Below are 23,250 nucleotides of genomic sequence, written 5' to 3' on the forward strand. Positions count from 1 at the left end.
GAGAGGACTCCCATGACCGCAAGTTCCACCGCCGATCAGTTGACCAGGCTCAAGGAACTCGGGGCCGCCACCGTGCACGAAGCACAGGGCGGCACCGGCGCCCTCGACAGCGCCATCAAACCCCTGCACCCCGCGATTGCCGTCGCCGGTCCGGCACTGACCGTGGACTGCAAACCCGCCGACAACCTCGCCATCCAACACGCCGTCACCCTCGCCCGCCCCGGCGACGTCCTGGTCGTCGACGCCAAGGCATTTCTGGAAGCCGGCCCGTGGGGCGACATCCTCACCCTCTACGCCCAGCAGGTCGGCATCACCGGACTAGTCATCGACGGCTCCGTGCGCGACAGCCAAGCCATCGTCGACATGGGATTCCCAGTGTTCTCCCGCGGCATCTGCATCAAGGGAACCGGGAAGAACCAACCCGGCAAGGTCAACGAGACGATCACCTGCGGTGGCGTCACGATCAACCCCGGCGATGTCGTAGTCGGCGACGCCGATGGCGTTGTGGTGGTCCCCGCCGCCGACGTCGAACGGGTCATCGAGCTCTCCGAAGCCCGCGAGCAGAAGGAAGCCCGCTTCCGAACCGCCTTGCGGGACGGGCAAAGCCTGGTCGAGCTCATGGGCCTCGGCCCCAAGCTCACCGAACACGGCTACCACTGACCTGAACCACTCGCCCCTGGAGTCGAGCATGCCCCCCACCCGAACGACCGAGCTCACCGACCAGCAGGCATCACCCGCCCAACTTCGACGCGTCACCCTGGCCGGCAGCCTCGGCGTCTTCGTCGAGTTCTTCGACTACGGCATCTACGGTTTCCTCGCCCCGATCATCGCCACGGTCTTCTTCGCCGGGCAAAGCAGCACCGCCGCGCTCCTGATGACCTACGGCGTATTCGCCCTCACCTTCTTCTTCCGCCCACTGGGCGGTTTCGTCCTCGGCTACCTAGCTGACCGGATCGGCCGGCGCACCGTGCTGGTCTTCGCGCTCACGCTAATGACCGGCGCCACCACGGCCATCGGCCTGCTCCCCGGTTACAGCACCATCGGCATCGCCGCACCGATCCTGCTGCTGTGCATGCGCATCGCACAGGGCTTCTCCGCAGGCGGCGAAGTCGCCAGCGCCATGTCCTTCGTGGGTGAGCATTCCCCCGCCCACCGGCGCGGATTCCTGATGTCCTGGACCCAGGTCGGCTCGTTCACCGCCCTGCTCACCGGCACCCTGCTCGCCATGGGCCTCAACTCCGCCCTCAGCGAGCAGGCGATGCAAGCTTGGGGCTGGAGGGTGCCGTTCCTGCTCGCCGCACCGCTGGGCATCGTCGGCTACTACATCCGAGCCCGGCTGCACGACACACCCAACTTCACCAAGCTCCAAGAATCCGACACCGTGGCGGCCAACCCGATCCGGGAAACGTTCGCCGAGAAGGGGAACCTGCGCAACCTGGCGCTGGCCATCGGGATCCCGGTGCTCAACAGCTCCGGCTACTACGTGCTGTTCACCTACCTGCCCACGTACCTGTCGAAAGAGCTGAAGTTCAACCAGGTCCAGGGCCTCACCATTACCGCGGTATCCCTGGTCGTGATCGCGGTGTCCATCCCGCTCGCCGCCAAGCTGTCGGACCGCATCGGCCGCCGCCCGGTCCTCATGACCTCGGCGATCGGCCTCGTGATCCTCGCCTACCCCTGCTTCTGGCTGATGATGCGGGGCAGCGTCATCGCCTCGGTCCTCGCAGCGGTCGTCATGGCCCTGTTCTACTCCGGGCATGCCGGGATCATCCACGCGGTCCTCGTCGAGATGTTCCCCACCCGGGTCCGCAACACCGCCTACTCCATCGGCTACAACATCTCAACCGCGGTGTTCGGCGGCGCGGCCCCACTGGTCCTCACGGCATTGATCTCCGCGACCGGCGACCCCGCCATCCCTGCCTACTACGTCATCCTCACCGCCGTGGGAACCGGCGTCTCCGTCCTGCTGGCGAGGGAGACCGCTCGCTCCTCGCTCATCGACAGCTAGCGGTAGAAGACCAGTCCTCGCAGCACATTCGCCGTCGAGGCAGGAGAAGACCGGGCCCTCATCCGCTTCCTTGCGGGTGAGGGCCCGCCCCCGGGCAGCGCGGACGGTGCCCCGCAGGTCCACCGACAACGTTGGTTGGCGTGATCGGCAGAACTCCGACCCTCGTCGACGGTCAGGCCCGCCCAGACGGAGTCGCTCAGCGGGCCGTGTAACCGCCATCGACCAGCACGTCCGTTCCGTTGATCATCGCCGCGGCATCGGAGCCGCTCCAGCTAGGCGTGGACCTCAGCCGGATTCCACTGCTGCGCGATGGTTTCGACCAGTGCGCGGTCGAAGAAGTGCACGGCGAAGCCGCCGTGTTCGTAGATGTCGTCGCCGTGCGCGATGCCGGTGCCGTAGTGGGCGTCGCCGGTGTGGCGGACGGTGTACACCAAGTTGCCGCCCGGACGCAGGACGCGACGGATCTCCGCGATGAGCGCGTGAATCTCTGCAGTGGACAGTGCCATGCACAGCAGCATGTGCGCGAAAACGCCGTCCACGCTGTCGTCGGGAAGCGGGATCGGGGTGCGGGTGTCGTGGAGGGTGTTGGTGATGTTCTCGTCGAGGCCGCGCCGGTGCGCTCGGGTACGAAGTTGGGTCAGCCCATCGCGGCTGAAGTCCGTGGCTTGCACGGTAAATCCGCGCCGGGCGAAGTGGAGGCTGTCGCGGCCGTGCCCGGCGCCCGGTTCGAGGACCGTGGTCGCCTGGCCGGCGGAGAAGACGTCGGCCGCGTGTTGCGCGGGTTCGGATGGTTCGTCGCCGTACATGTGGGGGTGGGCCTGGTGAGTGGACTGCCAGTGCGTGCGCTGAGCGCGTCCCAGGTCGACGGTCATCATGCCTCGCATTCGGTAGATCGCCGCGCGGGTTTCGGTGCGCCGGTCGACTGGGCGTGCGTCAGCTCGTTTCCACGGGCAGCTCGGCAAGTTGCCATTCGAGCATCCCGTCGGTGAGCCGTCGGGCGCTTCGGCCGTGGGCGGCCAGCAGACGCACAGCGTCATGGGCGAGCACGCAGTAGCTACCGCGGCAGTAGGCGACGATCTCTTGATCGGCCGGGATTTCTCCGAGCTTGTCGCCGAGTTCTTCCACCGGAATCGACACCGCGCCCGGGATGTGCCCGGCTTCGTACTCCTCGCGCGGACGCACGTCGAGCACGACGACGTCACCGAGCCGGACCCGGCGGAGCAATTCCTCGCGGCTGACGTGTTCGGCATCGTCGGGACCGAGGTAGGCGGCGCGGGCCGCTTCCACGTCGGGCAGGTGAGCACCGGCGACGGTGCGCATCAGCGCGTACAGGGCGGCGACGTCCGAGCCGGCGAGGCGGTAGTAGATCTTGGTGCCATCCCGGCGGGTGGTGACCACGTTCGCCTGCTTGAGGGTCTGCAGGTGCGCCGAGGCGGTGGTCATCCCCAGCTGCGCCGTGCGTGCCAACGCCTCGACCGTGCGCTCGCCCTGGGCGAGCAAGTCGAGCAGCTCCAGCCTCTTGCCGCTGCCCAGCGCCTTGCCGACGCGGGCGAACTGGTCGAACAAGGCCGTCTTCGCGTCTCGATCAGTCAATATTCCAATCTTCTTTGGAATATTGTATAACCAAGTCAAGAGGACGATGGAACACCCGTCGATAGGAGGGGTACCGCGATGGGCACGGTGGACGTGTTCCGCTCGTCGATGAAGGGCTCGGCAATTCCGCCTACCTGGTCGACCTCGGAGACGGGCGAGCGCTGGTGCTGGACGTGAGCCTGGACCTGCGGGACGCGTGGCAGGCCGCGCGTCGGCGCGGTCTGCAGCTGGCGTTCGCCGCGGACACCCACCTGCACGCCGACTTCCTCTCGGGCGCACGCCAGCTGGCCGCGACGGAAGGCACCCGCGTTCTGGCGTCGGCCGCCGGGCACCGGGAGTTCCACCACAGCGGACTGCACGACGGAGACGAGGTAGATCTAGGCGGGCTGCGGCTGCGAGCGCTGGCCACGCCTGGGCACACCCACGAGCGCCTGGCGTTCCTGCTGCTCGACGGCGACCGTCCGGCAGGGGTGTTCACCGGCGGATCGCTACTGGTCGGGGCTGCGGCTCGCACCGATTTGGTCTCGCCGCAGCAGACGGAGGCACTGGCGCGCCGGCAGCATCGACGTCTTCCACTCCGAAGTCGTCTCCTCGCTTCCACCGCCGACCCTGCCTGACCGCTGGCGTGCCAATACCATTGCCCCGCACCGGTAATCCACTCAGGCCCGAGGGTGACTCACCGAAACGCTTTCTTTTCGGAACCGGGACGTCGCACGGCCACCATCCCCGCGACTGCCAAGCCCAGGATGATCGACAGCGCTCCGACGACGACATTGTTCCAGATCATCCCCACCGTCGGCAGACCGAAAGTGGTCACCCACGTCGCGATGATCAGCCAAATCCCGATAGGCGCCGCGGTCCAGCTGATGCCACCGCTGCGTTCCGGCGTTCCAGTGATCCCCAAACCGATCGCCGTGACGATCAGTCCCAGGATGAGATTGTTCATGCTCAGAAATGGCTGAGAGCCAGCGAACCCGACAACCCAGGGCGAGACTGCGGTGTAAGCACCGGTAAGCATCAGAGCAGATTCGCTGCCCGTAGTGGTGGGTGCGGCTAAGGCAGCTTCATAGTCCCTGAGACGCGACGTCTCAGCCGTCGTTCGAGTACCGCGTTGTTCAGGGGCAACCATGGCATCTCATCTCCTCGTTGTCTCGCAGATCTCCCGCTCCTCTCGAGTTGCCATCGCATGCCCTGCGCAAACGTCTGCCAACGCCGTTGTACCTGCAGTGCCCTTCTGAGTATTTTCTAGGCGCATCCAGCATCACATGCACCTCGAAAAGCAGGAGCCACGACAACTTCGTGCACACCGCGTGTAACAGCCGTTCGGCCCGACATCTGCCAGGAGAAAAAGACTGCGACAATGATTCGTTGGCGGCATGCCTGGCGTGGAGGATTCGGGCGAGTGGTTCTCGCGTTCGGGGGAACAACTTTCCTGACCACTGAACAGAACTGACCCGGCCCGCACGGGCCGGGTCAATCCCGCCGTTACCACCAGATGCCAGAAACCCAGCAAGGGCACCGGCTTCCCTCGACTACCCGCACAACAGACACCCAAACCTTAGCCAGCGCAAGCCGATCGATGCTTGGCCGGCCGAATCAGGAGGTGCTGTTCACGCGGGTCCGTACCTGACCGGCTCGTCGGCCTCCGCTAGCTCCATCTCCGCTGTCGCTTGGATGAGTTCGATAAGGTCCGGGTCGAGACCTGGGCTGAACTCCTCCGGCCGCTCGGGCGCGATGCCGAACGGCACGCCCTCCGGCGCTTGGGCCATTCGCAACACTTCGCCGTCGTGCGACGACGGTGAATTCCCCTGGAAAACCTTGGCCGCCTCGGACTGATTGTCGAGGTTGAAGGTGTACTGCCTGTTGTGCAGACCTCTCTCGAGCAAAGTGGCGACCTCTGGGTACCGCTCGGCGTTCGTCTTGGGAATGGGCAACGTCTTGCCCCAGTTCACACCGAGGCGTTCAAGCGCCTTGGCATAGGCGTTCTCGTGCGCTTGGTCGCGAACGATGAGGTACGACACCGTCGATCGCAGCGTCTTGTTCGAACTCATCTCGTAGATGCGGCACTTCTGGAGCCTGCCGGTCGACTCGAGCATCAAATTGTACAGCAGATCAAGCACGAGGTTACCGCTGTTGTAGACATACGAGCCCGACCAGGGATTGCCCACGGCGTCGACGGGCAGCGCACCTTGTGCGCCGACGAGCATGTGGTGAATGTTGCCTTGTGCGAGGGCGTTCGACAACGGAGTCGCCCCCTTGGCACCTGGCTGATCGAGGGGCTCGTCCTTGGATCCCTGGTATCGCGGCGAACCATCCGTCAGCCGCGCGATCGTCGTGGCGATCAGCTCAACATGACTGATCTCCTCCGTCCCGATGCCGTACAACAGGTCTCGATAAGGTTTGCCCTCAGGACCGCGGAAGTTGAAGCTCTGGAACAGGTACTGCATCATCGTCCGCATCTCACCGAACTGGCCGCCCAAGCCTTCCTGCAAGGCGTTAGCAGCGCCGGGGTCCGGCTCGTCGGGAACGATCTCGTTAATCATCCGCTGTACGTGGAAGAACATGGCACCTCCAACCCCGGCACCGCTGTCCGCTTGGCGCGACGGGGGTAGCTGAGATCAAGACTCTGGATGGATGTGAGACGATTTCCGTCTGTGCTTGCTCGGTCCAGATGCGGCGGCGCCAGAACTAGGTTCCTTGAAAGGCCCGCCGAAGAGCCAGCACCGTCCACGGTAGAAGCACCCGAGCCTCTTCGCCAACGCTGCCAAGGCAATGCAAAACCAGCTCGCCGCCGTTTCGGTTCGCAGGTGGACGGTCACGTACGCGGAGCAGACGGAACTGGTGGCAGTTGCTCATGCAAGCCCTCCGCGGGATGCACGTCTACTCGGACTGAAACCCGCTGTCCCGCTGACTGGGGCGACACCTGGATCTGGATCGCATAGACCAACCAGACCAGCCAGCCCAACACCTCCAGGCCAACCAGTTGATTGCGCGTTGCGCCAGCACAATCGCCACGCTTGCGCAATCGGTGTCCCGGACGTGACCAGCACGCCGAGCAGGCCGGCTTCGGCCCGCCCTGCCCCGCCAGGCATGAACTGCAGCGCGATGCCGCGCAAGCCGAGTGCTCCCAGCACCATCAACAGACCGCTGCCACCGTCGCCGATCAGCACGGTTGACCACGCCGCCGCTGAGTTTCACACGCACCGCTATGCAACAAGAGATTGGAAACGGTCAATTAGGGAAGTCCGGGAAGTGCGGCGATCTTGCGGGCCACCTCGGCGAGGTCATAGCCGATGAAGTCGGGCGGGGTGAAGACCTCGGCGTGACCTTCCAGGCGACTGGCCCAGGCGGTGGTGAGTCCGGCTCGTTTGGCCCCGTGGCAATCGAAGGCGTGCACAGCGACCAAGCAGGCCTCCTCGGCGGCGTGTCTGATTCGTCGCTGCGCGCGCACTGACCGCTGGCATGCTACCTGCACCGTCGTGCGGCCACGACCCAGCTCATCGCGCGTCCAGACCAGGAATCACGAGCTCCCGCAGCATCAACAGGACCACGGCGGCGATCGGGATCGCGACCACAGCTCCGATCACCCCGAGCAGGGTTCCGCCGAGCAGCACCGCCAACACGGTGATCACGGCGGGCACCCGAACCGCGCGGCCAATGATCCGGGGCACCAGCAGGTAGTCCTCGACGAACCGGTAGACCACGAAGAACCCCGCGGTGGCCAAGCCGACCGGCAGCGACACGGTCAGCGATACCAGCGTCACGATCACTCCCGCAGTGATGGTTCCAACGACGGGAATCAGGTCCAGCACCGCGACCATCGCCGCCAGCAGCAACGGGTACGACACACCGAAGATGAGCATCCACACGTACGCCGCCAACCCCGCGATGACCGAGGTGACCAGGTTGCCCAACAAGTACGCGCCGATCTTGACGAAGACCTCGTCGCCGATCAGCACCGCGCGAGGGCGACGCGCTGCCGGAAACAGACGGTAGAGCGACCGGCGGATGCGGGGCATCGACGCCAGGAAGTAAACCACGAGCACGACGACCACCACCGACCCCGACACCACCCCGAGCAACAGCTCCCCCGCGCCCAGCAACCCGTTCACCAGAGACGGCTCTTGTCCCTTGAGTAGCCCCTGAACGCGCTGCTCAAGGCCGAGACCGATGTTGAGCCGCCCCAGCATCGATTGCGGGTCCTGCAGACTGCGCAGGTATGCGGGCGCCTGCACCCCGAACTGGCTGGCCTGCTCGACCAGCGGCGGGATCGCCGCCGCCAGCAGACCGGCTACGGCGCCAGCTGCCACGACCAGCACGGACAGCACCGCGGCCCACCTCGGAAGCCGGTGCCGCACCAGCCACGACACCGCCGGCTCCAGTCCCATCGCCACGAAGAAAGCCAGGCCGATGAGGATCAGCACCTGCCGGGCGGCCAAGATCAGCTCCACCACGCCGTAGGTCACCGCCACCCCGGCCGCCGCAGTCATGCCCAGCACGAACGGTGACCGACCGGACAGCGTCCCACCGGGCCTGCCGAGGGGCTCCTCGGTGCTGTTCAGTCGCCCGGCCTGCTTCTCAGCCTCAGGCACGGGCCCTTGCTCGTCCGCGTGTCCGGATTCACCGACCGATCGCGGCAACTGCTCGCCCCCATCGTTTCCCGAATCGCCTGAAGCCACCGATCCCCCGAAAACCACCGACCACGCTTGCCCCTTGACAGGGACAAGGCTCCGCCAAATGCAGTGGATCCGCTACCTCGTAAGGAAATGACTCGATCCGGTAGATCGGCGTTCCACGGTGGTGGCCACGAGGGCCACAATCAACACCTGGCGGATTTGTCCGCTTGGGGCCTCACCACTGCACGGCATCGCCTCGGCCCGGAGTTGCGCGAACACGTGACCGGCAGGTTGGTAGTCGGCCGCGCCACCCGCAACTGCTCGACGACGTCCACATTGGACAAACCTCGGCGCATGCCAGCACAATCCGACACCGCAACGCCAAAGCCTGCGAACTCTTCGCCCGCCGAGCCCAACGCTGCAACGTCGAACGCTCATCGCCGGTCAGCACCAACTCAGCCTTCGGCCGCCCAGTCCTCGCCATTCCCGCAGCATAGCTGCTTAGAACACGAATTTCCGGTGCAGGACATTAGGAAGTCTTGCGATGTCGTCTTACGGCCGACTAGGGCCCCGGGACACCGATACGCTCGCTGACTCGTTGCTTTCGGCTCTGTCACCAACTGATCGAAAGTCCGCGCATTGGTGGTTGCCGATCTCGCATTGCCGGCCTTCAACGCAGGCCACGCCGCGAGCATCAACGGTGCTTCGGACAAGGGTGGCCACTGCCTCTTTTGAGTCCGTCGGCGTCACAACCTGCACGTAGTCAGCCATGCCGTCAGCATCCGCGCCATGCAGGCGCGCTCGGGGCAGCGATGTTGCGGGCCGCTTGAGCACTCGCCCGTGGGCGGACTACTCGGTACCACGGTCTGCCTGGCTCAACATCGTGAGGCAGAACATGATCAATTGCGTGGGGAGACGTGGGCTAGTACGGCAGCTACGAGCTGTGCTTCGCTTTCCTTGAGCACACCGGCCCTTTTTCTAACCAAGATCACCCAAATAAAAATTTCTTTAGTGCGCTCCTCCGCGGACGATCCCGCCCGCTTCCCGCCATGTCGCCTGCTTCAGGCTGGGATGACGAGGACACCCACCCAAAGGAGCACAGGAGCCACTGCGGCCATCGCACGCGAAGAGCTCATCATCGTCGCCCTGGTCGAGCCCCCCTCGTGCGGTCCGACCAGGCCGACTTCGCCGCGGCGCTCGATTTCGACTTCGTGCGCATGAGCCGCAGGTGCAGCAACTTCCACTTCCTCCAGTAGATCTCGCGCCAGGCGGGCGCGCACCGCAACGTCCGCGTGCACGGCCACGAATTCGCCGCCGCCCTGCGACTGATGGAAGCCGGTGCCGGGATCGCACTGGTCCCCCGAAGCGTCGCCGACGACTACACCCAAGCCTTCGTCAACTTCCTCCGACGCCCCCGCGTTGCCACGTCGTGCCCCTTGCCACACTCCGAGCCGTCCAGCGAAAACCCCCGGGGCGCAACGAATATCACCATCCAGCGGCCAGCCGTCCTAACTGTCAGCACCCGATCGGACACCCCTAGCGATTGCTCCATTTGGCGTAACGAAATGTTCGTCCTGATGGGGGAGCATCGCCGGATAATTCACAAACCCCCAGTTCCCGGCTCCTTCCGTTCCCCCGGCGCGGAGCTCGGGAAGAAGGAGAGAACATGCCCCGAGGTTCTCTAATCCGTAGCATTTTGGCGTCCGCCGCGACGATGCTGGCCAGTCTGGCGCTCGCGGCACCAACCGCCAGTGCCGTGGCTACGCCGCTCATCATTGGAGGTACCCAAGCGACGCAGACCTACAGCTTCATGGCGTCCATGCAGTCCACCGACGGCCAACACCACTGCGGTGCCTCGCTGGTCGACAAGCAGTGGCTGGTCACCGCCGCGCACTGCGTGGAAGGGCAACAGCCCAGCAAAGTCCAGTACCGGATCGGGACAACCGACCGCACCAGCGGCGGTGAGCTCGTCAAGCCTGACAAGTTCGTGGTGCACCCCAAGTCAACGCAGAAGCCAGCCGGCAGCGAAATCGCCACCGGCTACGACGTCGCCATGGTCCACCTGTCGAAGCCGGTGAAGGCCGAGCCGATCAAGATCTCTGCCACGGCACCGCAGCCGGGCACCACAGTGCAGCTGCTCGGTTGGGGCCAGACGTGCGGGACGCCCAAGTGCGGCGAGCCGCCCGTGACCTTGAAGGAGCTGGAAACCAAGACGATCGACGCGTCGAACTGCACCAGCTCGCAAGATCCCTTCGATGCGGCACGTGAGCTGTGCATCGACAACCAGAAGGGCAAGGTCAGCGCCTGCTACGGCGACTCCGGTGGCCCGGCGGTGGTGCAGGAGGGCGACGGTTTCGCACTGGTCGGCGCGACCAGCCGCGGCCAAGCCGAGAACTGCGCGGATAAGCCCGGCATCTACAGCAATGTCGTGGCGCACACCGACTGGATCAACGAGACCATTAACTCCGGCGGCTCGTCCAAGAGCCCCGACAGGTCCCCCGGCCGTCTCCCCGAAATGCCGTCGTTCCCGTCGGTGGCGCCGCGCAACCGGTAACCCGCCACCTACCACGGACACCCGCAGCGAAAGCGGGGGTCGTGAAACCGCTGCGGCGGTTTCACGGCCCCCGCTTTCACGCCTGGAACCGCAGGAAGGCCGGTGCTAATCCTCCGCATCGGCCGACGGGCCGTCGTAGCACCAGCTGCGTCGTCAATCCGCTCTGCTCCGCTTGTTCTGGTACATCGCTTGATCGGCGTGCGCCAGAGCGTCGCTCGGGTGTTGACCGGGGGCGATGCGGTGGTAGCCGATGCTTGCGGTGATCCGGACCGAGTTGTCTTCGGTTTCCAAGGCGACCGGCTGGGCCACCGCATCGGCCAAGTGTTGCACCAGCTCCTCGGGGTCCTGCGGTGGCGGGATCAGGAGGATGACGAATTCGTCGCCGCCGATGCGCGCAACCGTGTCGTCGTCGCGCACGCACCGGCGCAGCCGGTGAGCAGTGATGCGCAGCAACTCGTCGCCTGCCTGATGTCCGAGCCTGTCGTTGACCGTTTTGAAGTTGTCCAGGTCGACGTAGATCAGCCCGCGTTCTTCGAACTGGGGACTCGACACTGCCTCGTCGAGCAAGTCCGCGAGCAGCACCCGGTTGGCCACGCCCGTGAGCGGATCTTGCAGGACGGCCGCAGCGAGCCGCCGGTGCGCCCGGTAGAGCTGCAGCAAGGTGGTGAAGTGACGGAAGACGACCAGAGCGATGATCACGCTGAGCACGTAGACGACGTCGGGGTACGGGCTACCACCGGCCACGTTGATGACGACCATGGCCAGGACGGCAGTCAGCGGAACGTACGGCACTGCCAGAAGCGCCAATGAGACGCTCCGGCGCTGGGCAGTGGCCGGTCGCGTCGCCGTGAGTGCCGCGGGGATCAGCAGGAGCGCACCGATCATGTAGCCCAGTTCGGCTGCTGCGGGTGCCGCCGCCCCGATGATCGTGGTGTCGGCGTAAACGATGTCGCTGGCACCCATGGCGCACAATCCGACCACCAGCCAGATCAATCGGGGCCGCCACATGCTGTGCAAAGCGACTGCCATGAGCAACGCGAGCACGATCAGAACGAAGTCACCGACTGTGTAAGAAACCGTCAACAGCGTCGCCGTGGGCGAATCATGGGAACCTGCCTGGACCGCGAGGACCTCGCAGGCGAGCGCGACGAGTGCCGTGACGATGATGAGGCCGTCGAGCAGCAGAACTCGTGGTGGATCCGCGGTGTCGTACGCCCGGACCCTGGCGTGGTCGGCTCGGGCTACCACGAGCAGCGCTGCGAACACTCCCGCCGGAAACAGCAGGAAAAGCGCACTAGCAACACCAGGCACCGCCCCCGTGGCACCGTGCACGGCGCGATGCCACGTCCAGATCGCCTGCGCGACGACCCATCCTCCCAGACCCACGGCCAGGAATAGTCGCCAGCGCCGCTCCGGGCCGGTGTGCGACCACCCGGTCCACGAGTAGGCGACGACGGCAACGATCGCGTTGACCAGAGCAGCCAGGTCGTCGGCCAGTCGCGACACCGGGTTCGAGTAGGTGAGGACTAGAACAGTCGCCGTCGCCGCTAGGACGACAAGCAATCCCATTAACAGCCACCATGGTGGTCCGGATGCAAGTCGCCGTGGAGGCCCACTCACACCGCCACTGTTGCACATCGGCCGCCCCCACGCCTACCGGAGCAACTCAAGAACAAGCCTGCGACCTGCACGAATGCCGTAAAGGACCCGACTCGCAGGGGCTCCGGACCCCAAACGCGCAATAGTTTCACGAGCTTGCCGCTGGCAGCAGGCCGGCGTGGACCGAGCGGCCAGTACACGTTCGTTTCACCGGCGGCGAGCACGCCTGGCCGGAGAAGGCCTGCCCGCAGCCCGCAGCGGCGCTCCCCAGCGAGGAAAACCTCGCATCGGCTGACCTGGTCCACTCCGGCGCCAACATGCTGCTGGCCGAGCCGACCAAGAACCTGGCCCCGCGTCCCGCGCCGATTCGCCCTGATGCGCGCGAGCCAACGGCGACGTGCACGGTCTCCGCAGGTTTCTTCACCGGACTCTTCCCCGGCCTGTCAGCGGATCGGCTCCACTACGCGACATGAGCAAGTACTCCGCTGCGAATGAGGATCACCGCACCGATGACGATGTAGACGACTGGAACCAGCCAGCGGCGCACGCGGTCGAGGCCGCTGAGCACCCGCTTCCGAGTCGCGGCAAAACGGGCCACCAGGCACCACACCCCGATGAGCGTCAAGAAGATGACAATGGTCAGCGCGGTTTGCGCCGTTGGGAAGACGCGGAATGCGGCGCTGTAGACGCTGAGGTTGTCCGCCCCGTTGGCCACGACGATCGAAACGACCGACAGCACACCGATGGTCGGCGGATCCCGCTCCTCCTCGCCTGCCCGGACGGCCAGTACCAGCCCGTAGATCCCGAGCGCCAGCGGCAGAAGGCCGAGCAGCCCGATCCAGGACTCCGGCACGACCATCAGCCCGGCGGCCGCCAGCAGGCTCAGCGCGATCAGGCACGCCGACCCCAGGTACTGACCGGCCGCGATCTGCCACGGGCGCGGGCTGCTCACCTGCGCGGCGCGCAAGAACAACGCGGCCAACACGACCAAGCCGTCGATATTCGTAGCCGTCCACATCACCACTGCGACCAAGACCGCCGCCCACAGAACCATCACACGAGAAATGCTGACCTCACCGCATCCCGCCGGCACCGCGACAATTCACACGAACGAGTGATTGCCGGCGACGGCTCGCGGAAGGACGCTCAGCCACACCCCGGTCGGTGACCTCCGGTGGCGCGCTCCCGAAACCGCCGGGCTCCTGGTAGAGGCCACGAACGCGGCCGACCGCAATCCCCCGGCCCGACCAGGGAGCCGCAGCATCGCTCACTCGGGTAGTAAAACCGAGTTGACATCGCTGCAACGCTCCGGCCCGCCAACGATGGAGTCGCTGTCACCGAGCTTGCTTTCCCGCTGCACGCGAAGATCGCGGCATGGCGCGGCCGGTCATAACTGCTCGGTTTCCGCAGTGCAACCAGTACCGCGCTCCAGATGGGGGATGGAGACGCCATGGATGATGTTGTTCCGGCCCGGCCGGCTTTCGCCGAGCGGTGGCGTGGATTCGATCGAGCGCAGGTCGCCGAGCATCTCGACCTGCTCGAATCCCAGCTCCGCCAGCTACGCGAGGAGCTTCGCTCCACAGACGAGGAGGAGCAGTCCGACTCGGAGGTCGTCGAATTCGCGGAGAAACGTGCCGCCGCGATCATCGGCCAGGCGCACGAGGAGGCTGCGAGGCTCTTGGAGGAGGCGGAGCGAACAGCCGAGCAGATCAGAGCACAGGCTTGCGACTTCGCTCGCTGGTTGGCGGAGCGTCGGGCCGACCTCGATCGGGAATCCACGTGCCGGAAGAGGGAAGAGCGCGAGCGCGAGCACCGTCTTCGGCGGAACGTTCAGAAGGAGTACAAACGAATCACGGCGTTGGCGCAGGAGGACGCCGGCCGGCTGCTCGATCGAACGCGCCAACGTTGCGAGCAGCAAGACGCCGCGAGCGAAATGCACTACCGGCGCATTTGCGCGGAGACGGAAGAACGGAAGCAGGAGACCGGCGCGGCCATCAATGCGTTGCTCCAGGAAGTCGTCAAACATTCGACTGCGTTGCGGGAGCTGAGCCTGCCGGACGACGGGATTAGCGACGGCCTCACCGCTCACCAGCCCGCAGCCAACAGCAAGGACAACCAAAGTTAATAGATGTCCTCGTGATTCGTCCGTCCGTGGCTGCTCCGGCGCAGCGCCACGGCCACCGCGATTTGCTTGGCGATCGACTGCTCCGCTGTGCGCGCCAGTGGAGCAGCCGCATCACTGGTCCGCACGGCGGGACCGCCGGAGAGCACGGTGGTGGAACGTGGCGGTGCCGATGACGACCGCCAAGGCTGCCAGCGGTAGCAGCGGCAACGCCCACGGCACCACGAGCATCACGATCCCGCCCGATGCGGCGCCGGCCGCCGCCGCCAGCAGGATCGCTGTTCCCCGCACGTCGAACGCCTTCGGCCGGTCGCTGGCCACGAGCCCGGCGACGACGCCGGTCAACGTGCCGGTCAGGTATGTGGTGGACACCCCCGCCAGGCGCCCCAACCCGCGCGTCGCCGCGCTCTGCAGCCCCATCCCGACCGACGCCAGCACCAGCAGTCCGACCTGCCAGGCCCCGCTCGGCCGCCCGTCGGTGACGACCCAGCCGCCGGCGAACCCAGCGAGGACCACCACTTCGACCAGCAGGACCGCGGTGACCCGTACCGGCCAGAGCCGGCCGTGCGGAGGCGACCCGGTGATGCGGCTACCCACCGCCGCACCCGCGACATAGCCCGCGAAAGCGACGAGGGTGTGCACTGCTAGCGGAGCAGATGCCTTCGCGAACGCTAGTCCGAACAGCACCAGGTTGCCGGTCATCACACTGCTGAACACCTCACCGAGCCGGGTGAAGCTCGCGACGTCCACGGCACCGGTACCGGTACCGGTACCGGTACCGGTACCGGTACCGAAAGTCAACACCACCGCCATTGCGCCCAGCGGCGGAAATCCGTCCTCACCCCGGGCAACGCTCAAAGCAGTCCCGTCGCGGCTTTGCCCTTCGCCTGGGCGGCGTCGCGGGCGGCCAGCACGACCTCCCGGCACACCCCGCCGCGCTCGATCGACGGCGGCACCGCCGCCGATCCCACGGCGCCCACACAGACCTCCACGGCGCACCACCCTCGTCCGGAAAACGAAGTACCAGGCCAGTCCCCCTGTCTACCGCAGCCGACCGGCTCCCGCCCGCCCACACCGCGATCAGCAACGGGATTGATGCCCGCCCAACGTAAATCGGCAGGAACGCCGAAGAGGTGATCACGTAGCTGTTCGTGCCGTCACCGTCCAGCCCATACGGCAGCGCCAACACCGCCGTGCACCGCAAATCCGAACGAGATCGTCCTCTTTGGACCAGCAAGATGGTCCTCGCAGAGATCGGATCGATAAGCTGGCATCCATCATGACGCCGGAGTGCAGCACCGTCAACAGCGGCAGAACAGCCGTGCTGCAACGGTTTCCAGCCCCGACGACGTCATCGAATCCAGGTCCGTCCCGAATCCGGGCCGCCACCGCGAACGGGTTCGGGGTCATCATGATGGCCACGAACCCCGTCAGGTACTTCTCATCACGAACGTCGCGGAACCAGTCCGAAGAGGACAGCCAACACAGGAACTCCGAACGCCCGGACCGTGCCGTCACCCGTCCTCGCCAACTTGTGATGGGCACCGCTTTGCCAACAGCGACTCGGGTTCTACGCCCCCGTACTGGCCATCGAGTCCCGCCACTCGATTTTCATCGACTAGGGCTTGTGGGCGATGGCGCCGTACATGGCGATGTCGGCTTCCGGGACGTTCAAGGCGATACCGCCGTCCGGGCGCCACTTGTGCATCTGGACGATCCCGGGCTCGACCAGTTCGAGGCCGTCGAAGAACCGGGCGGCGTGGGCCTGGGAGCGCCAGCGCAGGGTCTCGCCGTGCTCGTGGTAGGTCCGGCGGACCTCCGCTAGCGTCTCCGGGGCGAAGTCGTCGGTGGCGATCGTGGCGGCCAGGTAGCTGCCGGAGGGCAGCGCGTCGGTGATCCGCCGCACGACGTCCAACGCCTCGTCGTCGTCTTCGATGAAATGCACGACCGCGATGAGCATCAGCCCGATCGGCCGGTTCAGGTCCAAGGTATCGCGGAACTCCGGGGATGCCACGATCGTGTCCGGGTCCCGCAGGTCGGCGTTCACAAAAGCGGTGCAGCCAAGCTTGGTGCTGGACATCAGCGCGCGGGCGTGCACGAGCACAATGGGGTCGTTGTCGGTGTAGACGACGCGGGCTTCAGGCCGCACCTCCTGCACGACCTCGTGCAGGTTTGGCGAGGTGGGGATGCCGGTACCGATGTCCAGGAACTGGTCGATGCCGCACTCGGTGGCGAGGTAGCGGCCGGCACGGTGCATGAACTCGCGGTTGGCGCGCATGTGCACTGGAAGCGCGGGCCAGATCTGCTTGGTGGCCTCCGCGGCAGCACGGTCGACGGCGTAGTTGTCCTTGCCGCCGAGGATGTAGTCGTAGATCCGCGCGCCGTGCGCCCGGTCTGTCCGCAGCTCGACGCTGGCGTTGCGAAACCCATCGCTCATAGTGCTCCTCCCACGATCGCGGCACCTCCATGTTTTCAGCATCTTCAAGCGCGAGGAACCCCGGTCCTCAGGGCAGGGGAGGAATCGCGGAACACGACCGCCAGCTTTTTCAAACGATCTAGGTGGTAGTGTGCCGTGCCAACGTTGTCGTGCAGGTGAAGCTTGAGCCGGATGCCACACAGGTATCCGTGCTGGAGTCGACCCTGTACGCGCTCGAGCAAGCAAGCGAACAAGGTCTCTGAGGTAGCTTTCGACCGCGACGTGAAGCGCAACTACGACCTGCGCAAACTGACCTACAACGAAGCCGGGATTGGATCCCAGGTCTCGCAGCACATCATCAAGAAGGTGTGCGACGCCTACGCAACATTGAACGCGACATCAAGGCCGGGAACCTCGGCAAAAAGGTGGAAATCCCGACGCCGGGCGGTGAGAGCCGACCGGGTTCATCGGTGTGGATCTCGGCATCCTCAACGTTGCCACCGTCAGCAGCGGCTACACAGCGGCGGGGCGTGGCCTCAACCGGGACCGCAAGCGCCAGATCACCCTGCGCGCCAAGCTTCAGGCCAAGCAGACCAAGGCCGCCAAGCGGCGACTGAAAGCCCGCGCCCGCAAGGAAGCGCGGCACGTCAGGAACATCAACCACCATCAACCACTGCATCTGAAGGGCCTAGCTTGCGGCTAGCGAGTCCGGCATGCCGATCAAGGTTTTCCGGTGGAGATCACTTCCGGGCTGGTGCGGGCACCATGCCGCCCGACCTCGCGAGCAGGACTTCCACGCCGTGGTCGGCGAGTTTGTCGAAGAACGAGGCTGGCGAAGTCCGTCCACGACGCCGGGTGGTCCGCGTTCGTGGCAATGCTGGAATTCGAATCCGCGCCGTACGGACGCAAGGTGATGCCGATCGGCCGACGTCATTTCAGATAAGTTCTCACGTTCTCGCGCGTCCGCTGGAAATCCAAGATGAGGAATATTCAAGTTCACTCGGTATCCGACCCCGTATCAGTAGCCGAGAATTAGGCCATCCGAGGCACGGTCCTATCCGGTCAATGGAACCTTGTTTAACCTCTCCGTCCATGATGGACCCGGCGTTTCCGACCGACGAGGATGCGCAATCGATCTTGTCCTTCGCGCAGGCCGCATTGGACGCCCACCTGCACGACGACCTGGCTGCGTTCAGGCACCTGATGGACCTCAACGAAGCGCACGGATCCGCTGGCATGTACTTGGCCACGGTGGTCCTGGCGGCGAACCTCGATCACAGGCTGGTCGAACCGGCCACCGGGATGAGCATCGGTTTTGATGAAACCGCCAGTGCTCGCGATGTTCTGGACGCACTGGACTTCGCCGTCGCCGTCCACGCCAAGAACCGCCCGAGCGCCGACACCATCTGGGACAGGCTGGTGACCGAACAGCGACCAGTGGACCTCACGATCGCAATGTTGCACCTACGCAAGAAGCTTCGCGCACAAGGCGAGCACCCGGACAAGCCCCGGAGACCAAACTAGGACCACGAGAACGATCGCCGACCCCGCCAATGCGCCGAACCCTGCGATCAGGCCGCGCTTGCGGATGGTGGTACTTCGGCTTCCGCTCTTGCGGACGACCTGGCAGAGCTGCCGGGTCGGCTGCGGGCCGGAGCGCGACCACCGAATAGCCCGGCTGTCACACCGCCTTGAACATTGCTTTCAACCAGTGGGTTGACGGATGGGCCACATACGCCGTACGGTTCTTTCAACCAAAGAGTTGAAACTGGAGGGATGACCACGGACCCGCTTTCCCGAGCCTTCGCCGCCCTCGCGGATCCGACCCGGCGCGACATGGTCGCCCGGCTCTCGGAGGGCGACGCGACCGTGAGCCAGCTGGCCGAGCCGTACGGGATCACGCTGCAGGCCGTTTACAAGCACTTGCGGGTGCTCGAGGACGCCGGGCTCGTCAGCCGACCACGAGGGCCGCAGCCCCGGCAGGCACGCATGGAGGCCCAGGCCTTCGACCTCTTGGACACCTGGATCGAGCGCCACCGGAGCCGCGTCGAGCAGCGCTACCGCCGCCTTGACGCCGTCCTGGCGGGGATGGAGGAAAAAGAGCATGAACAGGATCACGGAAACGATCATCGAAGCCGACCCGAGGCTGCCGGTCATCCGGACGACTCGTGACTTCGCGGCCACGCCCGAGCAACTGTTCCGCGCGCACACCGATCCCGCGTTGCTCGCTCAGTGGGTGGGCCCGGACGCCACGACTACCCGGATCGAGCGCTGGGACGCGTCCACCGGCGGCAGTTGGCGGTACGTTTCGGTGCACGACGGCACGGAGTACGGATTCCACGGCTGCTTCCACGAGGTGCGGCAGGACCGCATCGTGCAGACCTTCACGTTCGAGGGCGATCCCGACGGAGTCGCGCTGGAGACGCTGTGGTTCGAGGACCTGGGCGACGGCCGCACGCGGCTGCGGACGCAATCGCTGGTCGACAGTTTCGAAGGCCGCGATGCGTGGCTGCGCAGCGGCATGGAGGTTGGTGTCGACGAGGGCTACGCGAAGTTGGAGAGGATGCTCATCGATGGCGCTGCCTGACCGCCCGGCCGAACGGCACCGCCAGGTTGCCAAGCTGTTTACCGACAAGGTCCACGGGGCCCGGGCCTGGGACGCGCCATCCCCGGTCGCTAACTGGACCGCCCGCGACGTCGTGCGCCACCTGACCGAATGGTTCCCCGAGTTCCTTGCCGCCGGTGCCGGCATCGAACTGCCCCGAGGACCATCAATGGACGAGAACCCGGTCGCCGCATGGCAAGTTCACTGCGACGGCGTGCAGGCGGTACTGGACGATCCGGACACAGCGCACCGGGAATTCACCAACCCGCACATCGGCAACCTGCCCCTGCAAGCCGCGATCGACCAGTTCTACACCGCTGACGTGTTCATGCACACCTGGGATCTCGCCAGGGCTACCGGCCAGGACGACCGGCTGGACCCCGACTTCTGCGCTCAGCTCCTCGGCGGGATGGAGCAGATGGAACAGATCATCCGCTCCTCCGGCCAATTCGGCGCCCGGGTCGAGGTACCTGGCGATGCGGACACCCAGACCAAGCTGCTCGGTTTCATCGGCCGGGACCCGTACTGGCCGGGGCGGTGAGCCAGACAGCCCGACCTCCTAGTACTACAGCTGTAGTCGCTGGTAGTGGGCTTGTTGGGTGCGGTATCGGTGTTGTCGTCGCCAGCAGGGACGGCGTAGGACGTGCCGGCGGGTGGATCAGGCAGCCCTCCCCCGGCTGGTGCACGACACCGTCCGCGTCTGGGACGTCGTCGAGGAGTACAGCACCCGGGTGCACATGGCTTAGGTCAACGAAGCCGCCGTACTCGCGAGGGACCGCCAGGACGAACGCAATCGCCTGGTGGATTCGCTGCTGGACCACGCAAGGCCGCGACGTGCAGATCGTCGCGCAGGTCGCCGAAGCGCTGGGCATGAGCACGACTGGGCGTTTTCGTGGTCGAGCAAGCGTGAAGGCCACCACTTTTCTTGGTGGTCAACGCAGGTGGCAAGTCATCTGCGCACGGAACGGTTTGACATGTTCCGTGAACGGTTGAACATATGGAGAACGCGAGCAGACCAGCCACAGTGGACGATGACGCCGCGTTCCGGGGTAGGCCGCAGGAAGACTGCGGCCTACCCCACCTGCTCGACGTCCGGCTGAACGTGGAAAGGGTCATCGCCTACCGGCTATCAGCGTCTTGGCCCAGCCGCTGTCGGAGAGGTTGGAGACCATCGAAACAGCGATGCGGTTTCCACACGCGGTGCCGGGCGTCGACGAGGAACGGGTCGCCGGAAGCGCGCCCGATGGCTCGGTGGAACTCCAGGTTGGCCCGTGACGCGCGCCGGACGGCCGTTTTCTATACACCGCCGCCAGCTTGGACATCCGGCGCTTCGCGAATAGGGCAGCCGCTAACACTCGCCGTCCGTTATGAAGCCATATGCGTCCGGCGCCCCAGTACATGGCCAGATCGCGACCCCGGCAGCACCCGACAGCATCCGGGTGGCCGCAGGTCCGGACCGCACCGACATCAGCGGCCGTCAGGTACCGGGGGCGTGGAAGTCGACAGTCTTCCGAACAGCCTCGTCGATGTCCTCGGGGCGGAGGAGCGGCACAGCCCTGGACGTCACGGCGCCGGTGGCCCGCACCGCCATAGCCGTGGCGGCCATGGAAACGTCGTCGGGCACGTCGACAACGATGTAGAAATCGTGCTCGCCGAACGCGAAGTACATCGACTCGAGCGTTCCGCCGCATGACCCGAGGACCCTTTCAACCGCCTCCCGCCGCCCGGTTCCGCCCTCGGCGAGCACCCCCTTCGTCCCCTCGGCGGTGTAGCTGCCCTGCACCAAGTACTTCGGCATGTCGCTCCCCACTCCACCGTGCGGCCACCCACGGGCCGCTGTTCTGGTCCACCCTCGGGGACGAGAGCAGGCTGGGCCAGTCGAAGCAGCCGTTCGACTCCTCGCCCGCTGGACGAGCGGTAGCCGGGCGGCACCCGCGGTGCAGCGCAACGCACGTGGGCTGGCAGCAGCTGGATCTCGCCGACCACATGATGTCGGCTGCGGGTGGCGGTACCGCGTTTTGTCGGCCTGCCACCGAGTACGCCCTCGGATGAGGTACTTGTTGCGGCCGACGTCTTCCACGACGCCAACTTCGGCTGATCACAACGCTCCGACCGCACGAAGCCTCGCGGGATGCGTACTCGCTCTCTCCGTAGCCGTTTCGGCAGCGAAGGGAAACTGGAAGTTCACTCTCGCCTGCACCTACAAAAGCCTCTATACGAACGATCCGGCAAGCTCGGCAACTCCAAAATGGACGAACCAGCACGCCCCGGCCGCCGAGCCGGCGGCCTGGCCGCGCCGACCGGCTCGGCGAACTCATCGCCCGCGAACACCGCGCGTCTCAGGCACTCGACGGCGACACGCTCGCCCACACCGACCTGCACCCCGCTGAACGTGTTGGTCACCAACCGGCCTCGGGCGGTCGATGGGCGTGGTCACGCCTCGACGTTGCCCGCATGGCGCACCTCGACCGACGAGCCCCGCACTTTCGCGGTCGCCGGGCCGGGACGTGGGGCTCACCGCGCAGGCGCCGCCCAGTCGTCGTCGGAATCGCCTTCGTGGTGGCGGCCGTAGCCTCGGCCACCGTTGACAACGCCAGCAGGCCACGACCGCTACGCGGCTCGCAGAACGATCAGTTCTGATTATCATCCATACGGAAAAAGTTTCTAAAATCTTGAATAGCCGAATGTAAGTCTGTCGATCACGCATCGTCAGCCACACTTGCGGGACCACAATTTTAAGCAGGAAAGACGGGATCACCCATACGGCCGCCCAAGCCGACCCAAAAGGCCCATTGCCGCATGCGAATCGACCAGCTACTTTCAGTGAGCCGCAATCAGTTTCTTTGTCGCAACGTGCGATTTTTGATAACTGAACTGCGGACTATTGCAACTCCCCCTTCCCTTGGAGGATTCATTGCTGCCCATGCGAAACTACCTCGCTGCTGCCACGGCGGCCGTTCTGATCGCCGGTGCCGGCACCTTGTTGACGGCACCGGCTTCCGCATCGCCTAGCGCGATCAGCCATTTTGACGGCGGCAGTTTCGAAACACCAACGGTGGCAGCTAACACGTTCCAGAACAGCGCGATGGGGCAGTCTCTCGGACCGTGGCGGGTGGCGAGTGGGAATGTCGACCTGATCGGCGCTGGGTACTGGCAGGCTGCCGAAGGTGACCAGTCCGTCGACCTCAACGGCGCTAGCGCGGGGGCTGTTTCCCAGACTTTCAGTACGACTCCGGGAACAGCGTACACGGTGACGTATTCCCTTGCTGGCAATCCCGGCGATTCGACGAAACTGAAAACGGGAAAAGTCCTCATCGACGGGCAGAATTTCCAAGACTTCTCCTTTGACACGACGGGGAAAACAACGACCAACATGGGCTATGTGAGACGGCAGGTGACCTTCGTAGCCACCAGTACATCCACCACGTTGACGTTCGCCAGCACCACCCCCAACAGTGCGTGGGGACCGGTGATCGACGACGTCACGGTCAAGTCCTGCCCGCCTCCCCCGTGCTGCGGGTGATCCGGGCGCGGTGATGGCCGGTAACCCGGTCGGATCACCGGTCCGCGGGCCGCACAGCCGCGCGCAAGTTCGTTGAGTCGCTTGTAGGGCGGGTGTGGGGCGGGCCGCCTCACACCCGCCGACCTCAAGATCGCCGCCTCCGCCGTGCGCACCGCACGGCTGCCTTCACTCGACCGTCGGGGGTGACTGCTGCGATCCCTTCGACTTGTCCCGG

24 protein-coding genes are annotated in these 23,250 nt (G+C 65.5%); 11 read left to right on the forward strand and 13 right to left on the reverse strand.

Going from position 1 to position 23,250, the window contains the following annotated elements:
- The first annotated feature begins 12 nt into the window (after nucleotides 1–12).
- Together ACWDKQ_RS10970 and ACWDKQ_RS10975 are read left to right on the forward strand one after the other, a co-directional pair.
- On the forward strand, nucleotides 13–660 hold the full coding sequence (locus ACWDKQ_RS10970; RefSeq protein WP_450138569.1) for a 4-carboxy-4-hydroxy-2-oxoadipate aldolase/oxaloacetate decarboxylase: 648 nt from the start codon (nucleotides 13–15) through the stop codon (nucleotides 658–660).
- Nucleotides 661–688: 28 nt separating this feature from the next.
- The gene (locus ACWDKQ_RS10975) at nucleotides 689–2,008 is read left to right on the forward strand and encodes an MFS transporter (RefSeq protein ID WP_450138570.1); all 1,320 of its coding nucleotides are present in this window, start codon (nucleotides 689–691) and stop codon (nucleotides 2,006–2,008) included.
- 272 nt (nucleotides 2,009–2,280) lie between these two features.
- Here ACWDKQ_RS10975 and ACWDKQ_RS10980 read toward each other — a convergent pair whose 3' ends face one another.
- Nucleotides 2,281–2,880, reverse strand: coding sequence for a class I SAM-dependent methyltransferase (locus ACWDKQ_RS10980; RefSeq protein ID WP_450138571.1), 600 nt, complete (start codon nucleotides 2,878–2,880; stop codon nucleotides 2,281–2,283).
- A gap of 61 nt (nucleotides 2,881–2,941) precedes the next feature.
- The gene (locus ACWDKQ_RS10985; RefSeq protein ID WP_450138572.1) at nucleotides 2,942–3,601 is read right to left on the reverse strand and encodes an ArsR/SmtB family transcription factor; all 660 of its coding nucleotides are present in this window, start codon (nucleotides 3,599–3,601) and stop codon (nucleotides 2,942–2,944) included.
- A 164-nt stretch (nucleotides 3,602–3,765) separates the two neighbouring features.
- Here ACWDKQ_RS10985 and ACWDKQ_RS10990 point away from each other — a divergent pair, with 164 nt between their 5' ends.
- Entirely contained in the window at nucleotides 3,766–4,218 is a 453-nt protein-coding gene (locus ACWDKQ_RS10990) for a hypothetical protein (RefSeq protein ID WP_450138573.1), read from the forward strand.
- A 59-nt stretch (nucleotides 4,219–4,277) separates the two neighbouring features.
- Here the strand turns inward: ACWDKQ_RS10990 and ACWDKQ_RS10995 are convergent, their stop codons facing one another.
- The 5 genes from ACWDKQ_RS10995 to ACWDKQ_RS11015 all read right to left on the reverse strand — a co-directional run bounded on the left by ACWDKQ_RS10995 (nucleotide 4,278) and on the right by ACWDKQ_RS11015 (nucleotide 9,605).
- On the reverse strand, nucleotides 4,278–4,730 hold the full coding sequence (locus ACWDKQ_RS10995; RefSeq protein ID WP_450138574.1) for an SPW repeat protein: 453 nt from the start codon (nucleotides 4,728–4,730) through the stop codon (nucleotides 4,278–4,280).
- Between the two features lie 481 nt (nucleotides 4,731–5,211).
- Nucleotides 5,212–6,165: a manganese catalase family protein gene (locus tag ACWDKQ_RS11000; RefSeq protein ID WP_450138575.1), complete on the reverse strand. Its 954-nt coding sequence runs from the start codon at nucleotides 6,163–6,165 to the stop codon at nucleotides 5,212–5,214.
- Nucleotides 6,166–6,836: 671 nt separating this feature from the next.
- Nucleotides 6,837–7,007, reverse strand: a complete 171-nt coding sequence (locus tag ACWDKQ_RS11005) for a hypothetical protein (protein ID WP_450138576.1) — start codon at nucleotides 7,005–7,007, stop codon at nucleotides 6,837–6,839.
- Nucleotides 7,008–7,098: 91 nt separating this feature from the next.
- Nucleotides 7,099–8,193 carry an AI-2E family transporter gene (locus tag ACWDKQ_RS11010; protein WP_450138577.1) on the reverse strand — a complete coding sequence of 365 codons (1,095 nt, stop codon included), beginning with the start codon at nucleotides 8,191–8,193 and terminating at the stop codon, nucleotides 7,099–7,101.
- A 1,085-nt stretch (nucleotides 8,194–9,278) separates the two neighbouring features.
- A complete protein-coding gene (locus tag ACWDKQ_RS11015) occupies nucleotides 9,279–9,605 on the reverse strand; it encodes a hypothetical protein (RefSeq protein WP_450138578.1) in 327 nt (108 codons plus the stop codon).
- 278 nt (nucleotides 9,606–9,883) lie between these two features.
- Here ACWDKQ_RS11015 and ACWDKQ_RS11020 point away from each other — a divergent pair, with 278 nt between their 5' ends.
- Entirely contained in the window at nucleotides 9,884–10,771 is an 888-nt protein-coding gene (locus tag ACWDKQ_RS11020; RefSeq protein ID WP_450138579.1) for a S1 family peptidase, read from the forward strand.
- Nucleotides 10,772–10,924: 153 nt separating this feature from the next.
- On the opposite strand, the gene ACWDKQ_RS11025 is transcribed toward ACWDKQ_RS11020, so the two are convergent.
- Nucleotides 10,925–12,340, reverse strand: a complete 1,416-nt coding sequence (locus tag ACWDKQ_RS11025; protein ID WP_450138580.1) for a diguanylate cyclase domain-containing protein — start codon at nucleotides 12,338–12,340, stop codon at nucleotides 10,925–10,927.
- Nucleotides 12,341–12,830: 490 nt separating this feature from the next.
- Nucleotides 12,831–13,424, reverse strand: coding sequence for a cadmium resistance transporter (locus ACWDKQ_RS11030; protein ID WP_450138581.1), 594 nt, complete (start codon nucleotides 13,422–13,424; stop codon nucleotides 12,831–12,833).
- Between the two features lie 396 nt (nucleotides 13,425–13,820).
- Between ACWDKQ_RS11030 and ACWDKQ_RS11035 the strand changes: the two genes are divergently transcribed.
- Nucleotides 13,821–14,495, forward strand: coding sequence for a DivIVA domain-containing protein (locus tag ACWDKQ_RS11035; RefSeq protein WP_450138582.1), 675 nt, complete (start codon nucleotides 13,821–13,823; stop codon nucleotides 14,493–14,495).
- A gap of 111 nt (nucleotides 14,496–14,606) precedes the next feature.
- Here the strand turns inward: ACWDKQ_RS11035 and ACWDKQ_RS11040 are convergent, their stop codons facing one another.
- The 3 genes from ACWDKQ_RS11040 to ACWDKQ_RS11050 form a co-directional block, all read right to left on the reverse strand.
- On the reverse strand, nucleotides 14,607–15,350 hold the full coding sequence (locus ACWDKQ_RS11040) for a DUF1275 family protein (RefSeq protein WP_450138583.1): 744 nt from the start codon (nucleotides 15,348–15,350) through the stop codon (nucleotides 14,607–14,609).
- Nucleotides 15,347–15,472: a hypothetical protein gene (locus ACWDKQ_RS11045; RefSeq protein ID WP_450138584.1), complete on the reverse strand. Its 126-nt coding sequence runs from the start codon at nucleotides 15,470–15,472 to the stop codon at nucleotides 15,347–15,349. The genes ACWDKQ_RS11040 and ACWDKQ_RS11045 overlap by 4 nt, the downstream gene beginning before the upstream one ends.
- Nucleotides 15,473–16,110: 638 nt before the next feature.
- A complete protein-coding gene (locus ACWDKQ_RS11050) occupies nucleotides 16,111–16,929 on the reverse strand; it encodes an SAM-dependent methyltransferase (RefSeq protein WP_450138585.1) in 819 nt (272 codons plus the stop codon).
- A gap of 451 nt (nucleotides 16,930–17,380) precedes the next feature.
- Between ACWDKQ_RS11050 and ACWDKQ_RS11055 the strand changes: the two genes are divergently transcribed.
- The 5 genes from ACWDKQ_RS11055 to ACWDKQ_RS11075 all read left to right on the forward strand — a co-directional run bounded on the left by ACWDKQ_RS11055 (nucleotide 17,381) and on the right by ACWDKQ_RS11075 (nucleotide 20,054).
- Nucleotides 17,381–17,611, forward strand: a complete 231-nt coding sequence (locus ACWDKQ_RS11055; protein ID WP_450138586.1) for a hypothetical protein — start codon at nucleotides 17,381–17,383, stop codon at nucleotides 17,609–17,611.
- Nucleotides 17,612–18,045: 434 nt separating this feature from the next.
- Nucleotides 18,046–18,432, forward strand: coding sequence for a hypothetical protein (locus tag ACWDKQ_RS11060; protein ID WP_450138587.1), 387 nt, complete (start codon nucleotides 18,046–18,048; stop codon nucleotides 18,430–18,432).
- Nucleotides 18,433–18,684: 252 nt separating this feature from the next.
- Nucleotides 18,685–19,080 carry an ArsR/SmtB family transcription factor gene (locus ACWDKQ_RS11065; protein WP_450138588.1) on the forward strand — a complete coding sequence of 132 codons (396 nt, stop codon included), beginning with the start codon at nucleotides 18,685–18,687 and terminating at the stop codon, nucleotides 19,078–19,080.
- Complete coding sequence (locus ACWDKQ_RS11070) at nucleotides 19,013–19,495, forward strand: SRPBCC family protein (protein ID WP_450138589.1); 483 nt, start codon at nucleotides 19,013–19,015, stop codon at nucleotides 19,493–19,495. Before ACWDKQ_RS11065 ends, ACWDKQ_RS11070 begins: the two co-directional genes overlap by 68 nt.
- The gene (locus tag ACWDKQ_RS11075) at nucleotides 19,482–20,054 is read left to right on the forward strand and encodes a TIGR03086 family metal-binding protein (RefSeq protein WP_450138590.1); all 573 of its coding nucleotides are present in this window, start codon (nucleotides 19,482–19,484) and stop codon (nucleotides 20,052–20,054) included. Before ACWDKQ_RS11070 ends, ACWDKQ_RS11075 begins: the two co-directional genes overlap by 14 nt.
- 936 nt (nucleotides 20,055–20,990) lie before the next feature.
- Here the strand turns inward: ACWDKQ_RS11075 and ACWDKQ_RS11080 are convergent.
- Complete coding sequence (locus tag ACWDKQ_RS11080) at nucleotides 20,991–21,311, reverse strand: GYD domain-containing protein (protein WP_450138591.1); 321 nt, start codon at nucleotides 21,309–21,311, stop codon at nucleotides 20,991–20,993.
- 1,125 nt (nucleotides 21,312–22,436) lie between these two features.
- On the opposite strand from ACWDKQ_RS11080, the gene ACWDKQ_RS11085 reads away from it, so the two are divergent.
- Nucleotides 22,437–23,036 (forward strand): choice-of-anchor C family protein, encoded by a 600-nt coding sequence (locus tag ACWDKQ_RS11085; RefSeq protein WP_450138592.1) that lies wholly within the window; start codon nucleotides 22,437–22,439, stop codon nucleotides 23,034–23,036.
- Nucleotides 23,037–23,250 lie beyond the last annotated feature (214 nt).

The organism is Saccharopolyspora sp. NPDC000995, assembly GCF_053599315.1.

Excerpts from the sequence above, each read along its gene's own strand:
- ACWDKQ_RS11070 (WP_450138589.1), top strand. The coding sequence starts at position 19,013 with ATGAACAGGATCACGGAAACGATCATCGAAGCCGACCCGAGGCTGCCG.
- ACWDKQ_RS11050 (WP_450138585.1), bottom strand. The coding sequence starts at position 16,929 with ATGAGCGATGGGTTTCGCAACGCCAGCGTCGAGCTGCGGACAGACCGG.
- ACWDKQ_RS11080 (WP_450138591.1), bottom strand. The coding sequence starts at position 21,311 with ATGCCGAAGTACTTGGTGCAGGGCAGCTACACCGCCGAGGGGACGAAG.
- ACWDKQ_RS11025 (WP_450138580.1), bottom strand. The coding sequence starts at position 12,340 with ATGGGATTGCTTGTCGTCCTAGCGGCGACGGCGACTGTTCTAGTCCTC.
- ACWDKQ_RS11065 (WP_450138588.1), top strand. The coding sequence starts at position 18,685 with ATGACCACGGACCCGCTTTCCCGAGCCTTCGCCGCCCTCGCGGATCCG.
- ACWDKQ_RS11085 (WP_450138592.1), top strand. The coding sequence starts at position 22,437 with ATGCGAAACTACCTCGCTGCTGCCACGGCGGCCGTTCTGATCGCCGGT.
- ACWDKQ_RS11075 (WP_450138590.1), top strand. The coding sequence starts at position 19,482 with ATGGCGCTGCCTGACCGCCCGGCCGAACGGCACCGCCAGGTTGCCAAG.
- ACWDKQ_RS11030 (WP_450138581.1), bottom strand. The coding sequence starts at position 13,424 with ATGGTTCTGTGGGCGGCGGTCTTGGTCGCAGTGGTGATGTGGACGGCT.
- ACWDKQ_RS10980 (WP_450138571.1), bottom strand. The coding sequence starts at position 2,880 with ATGACCGTCGACCTGGGACGCGCTCAGCGCACGCACTGGCAGTCCACT.
- ACWDKQ_RS11020 (WP_450138579.1), top strand. The coding sequence starts at position 9,884 with ATGCCCCGAGGTTCTCTAATCCGTAGCATTTTGGCGTCCGCCGCGACG.
- ACWDKQ_RS10975 (WP_450138570.1), top strand. The coding sequence starts at position 689 with ATGCCCCCCACCCGAACGACCGAGCTCACCGACCAGCAGGCATCACCC.
- ACWDKQ_RS11035 (WP_450138582.1), top strand. The coding sequence starts at position 13,821 with ATGGATGATGTTGTTCCGGCCCGGCCGGCTTTCGCCGAGCGGTGGCGT.
- ACWDKQ_RS10995 (WP_450138574.1), bottom strand. The coding sequence starts at position 4,730 with ATGGTTGCCCCTGAACAACGCGGTACTCGAACGACGGCTGAGACGTCG.
- ACWDKQ_RS10970 (WP_450138569.1), top strand. The coding sequence starts at position 13 with ATGACCGCAAGTTCCACCGCCGATCAGTTGACCAGGCTCAAGGAACTC.
- ACWDKQ_RS11000 (WP_450138575.1), bottom strand. The coding sequence starts at position 6,165 with ATGTTCTTCCACGTACAGCGGATGATTAACGAGATCGTTCCCGACGAG.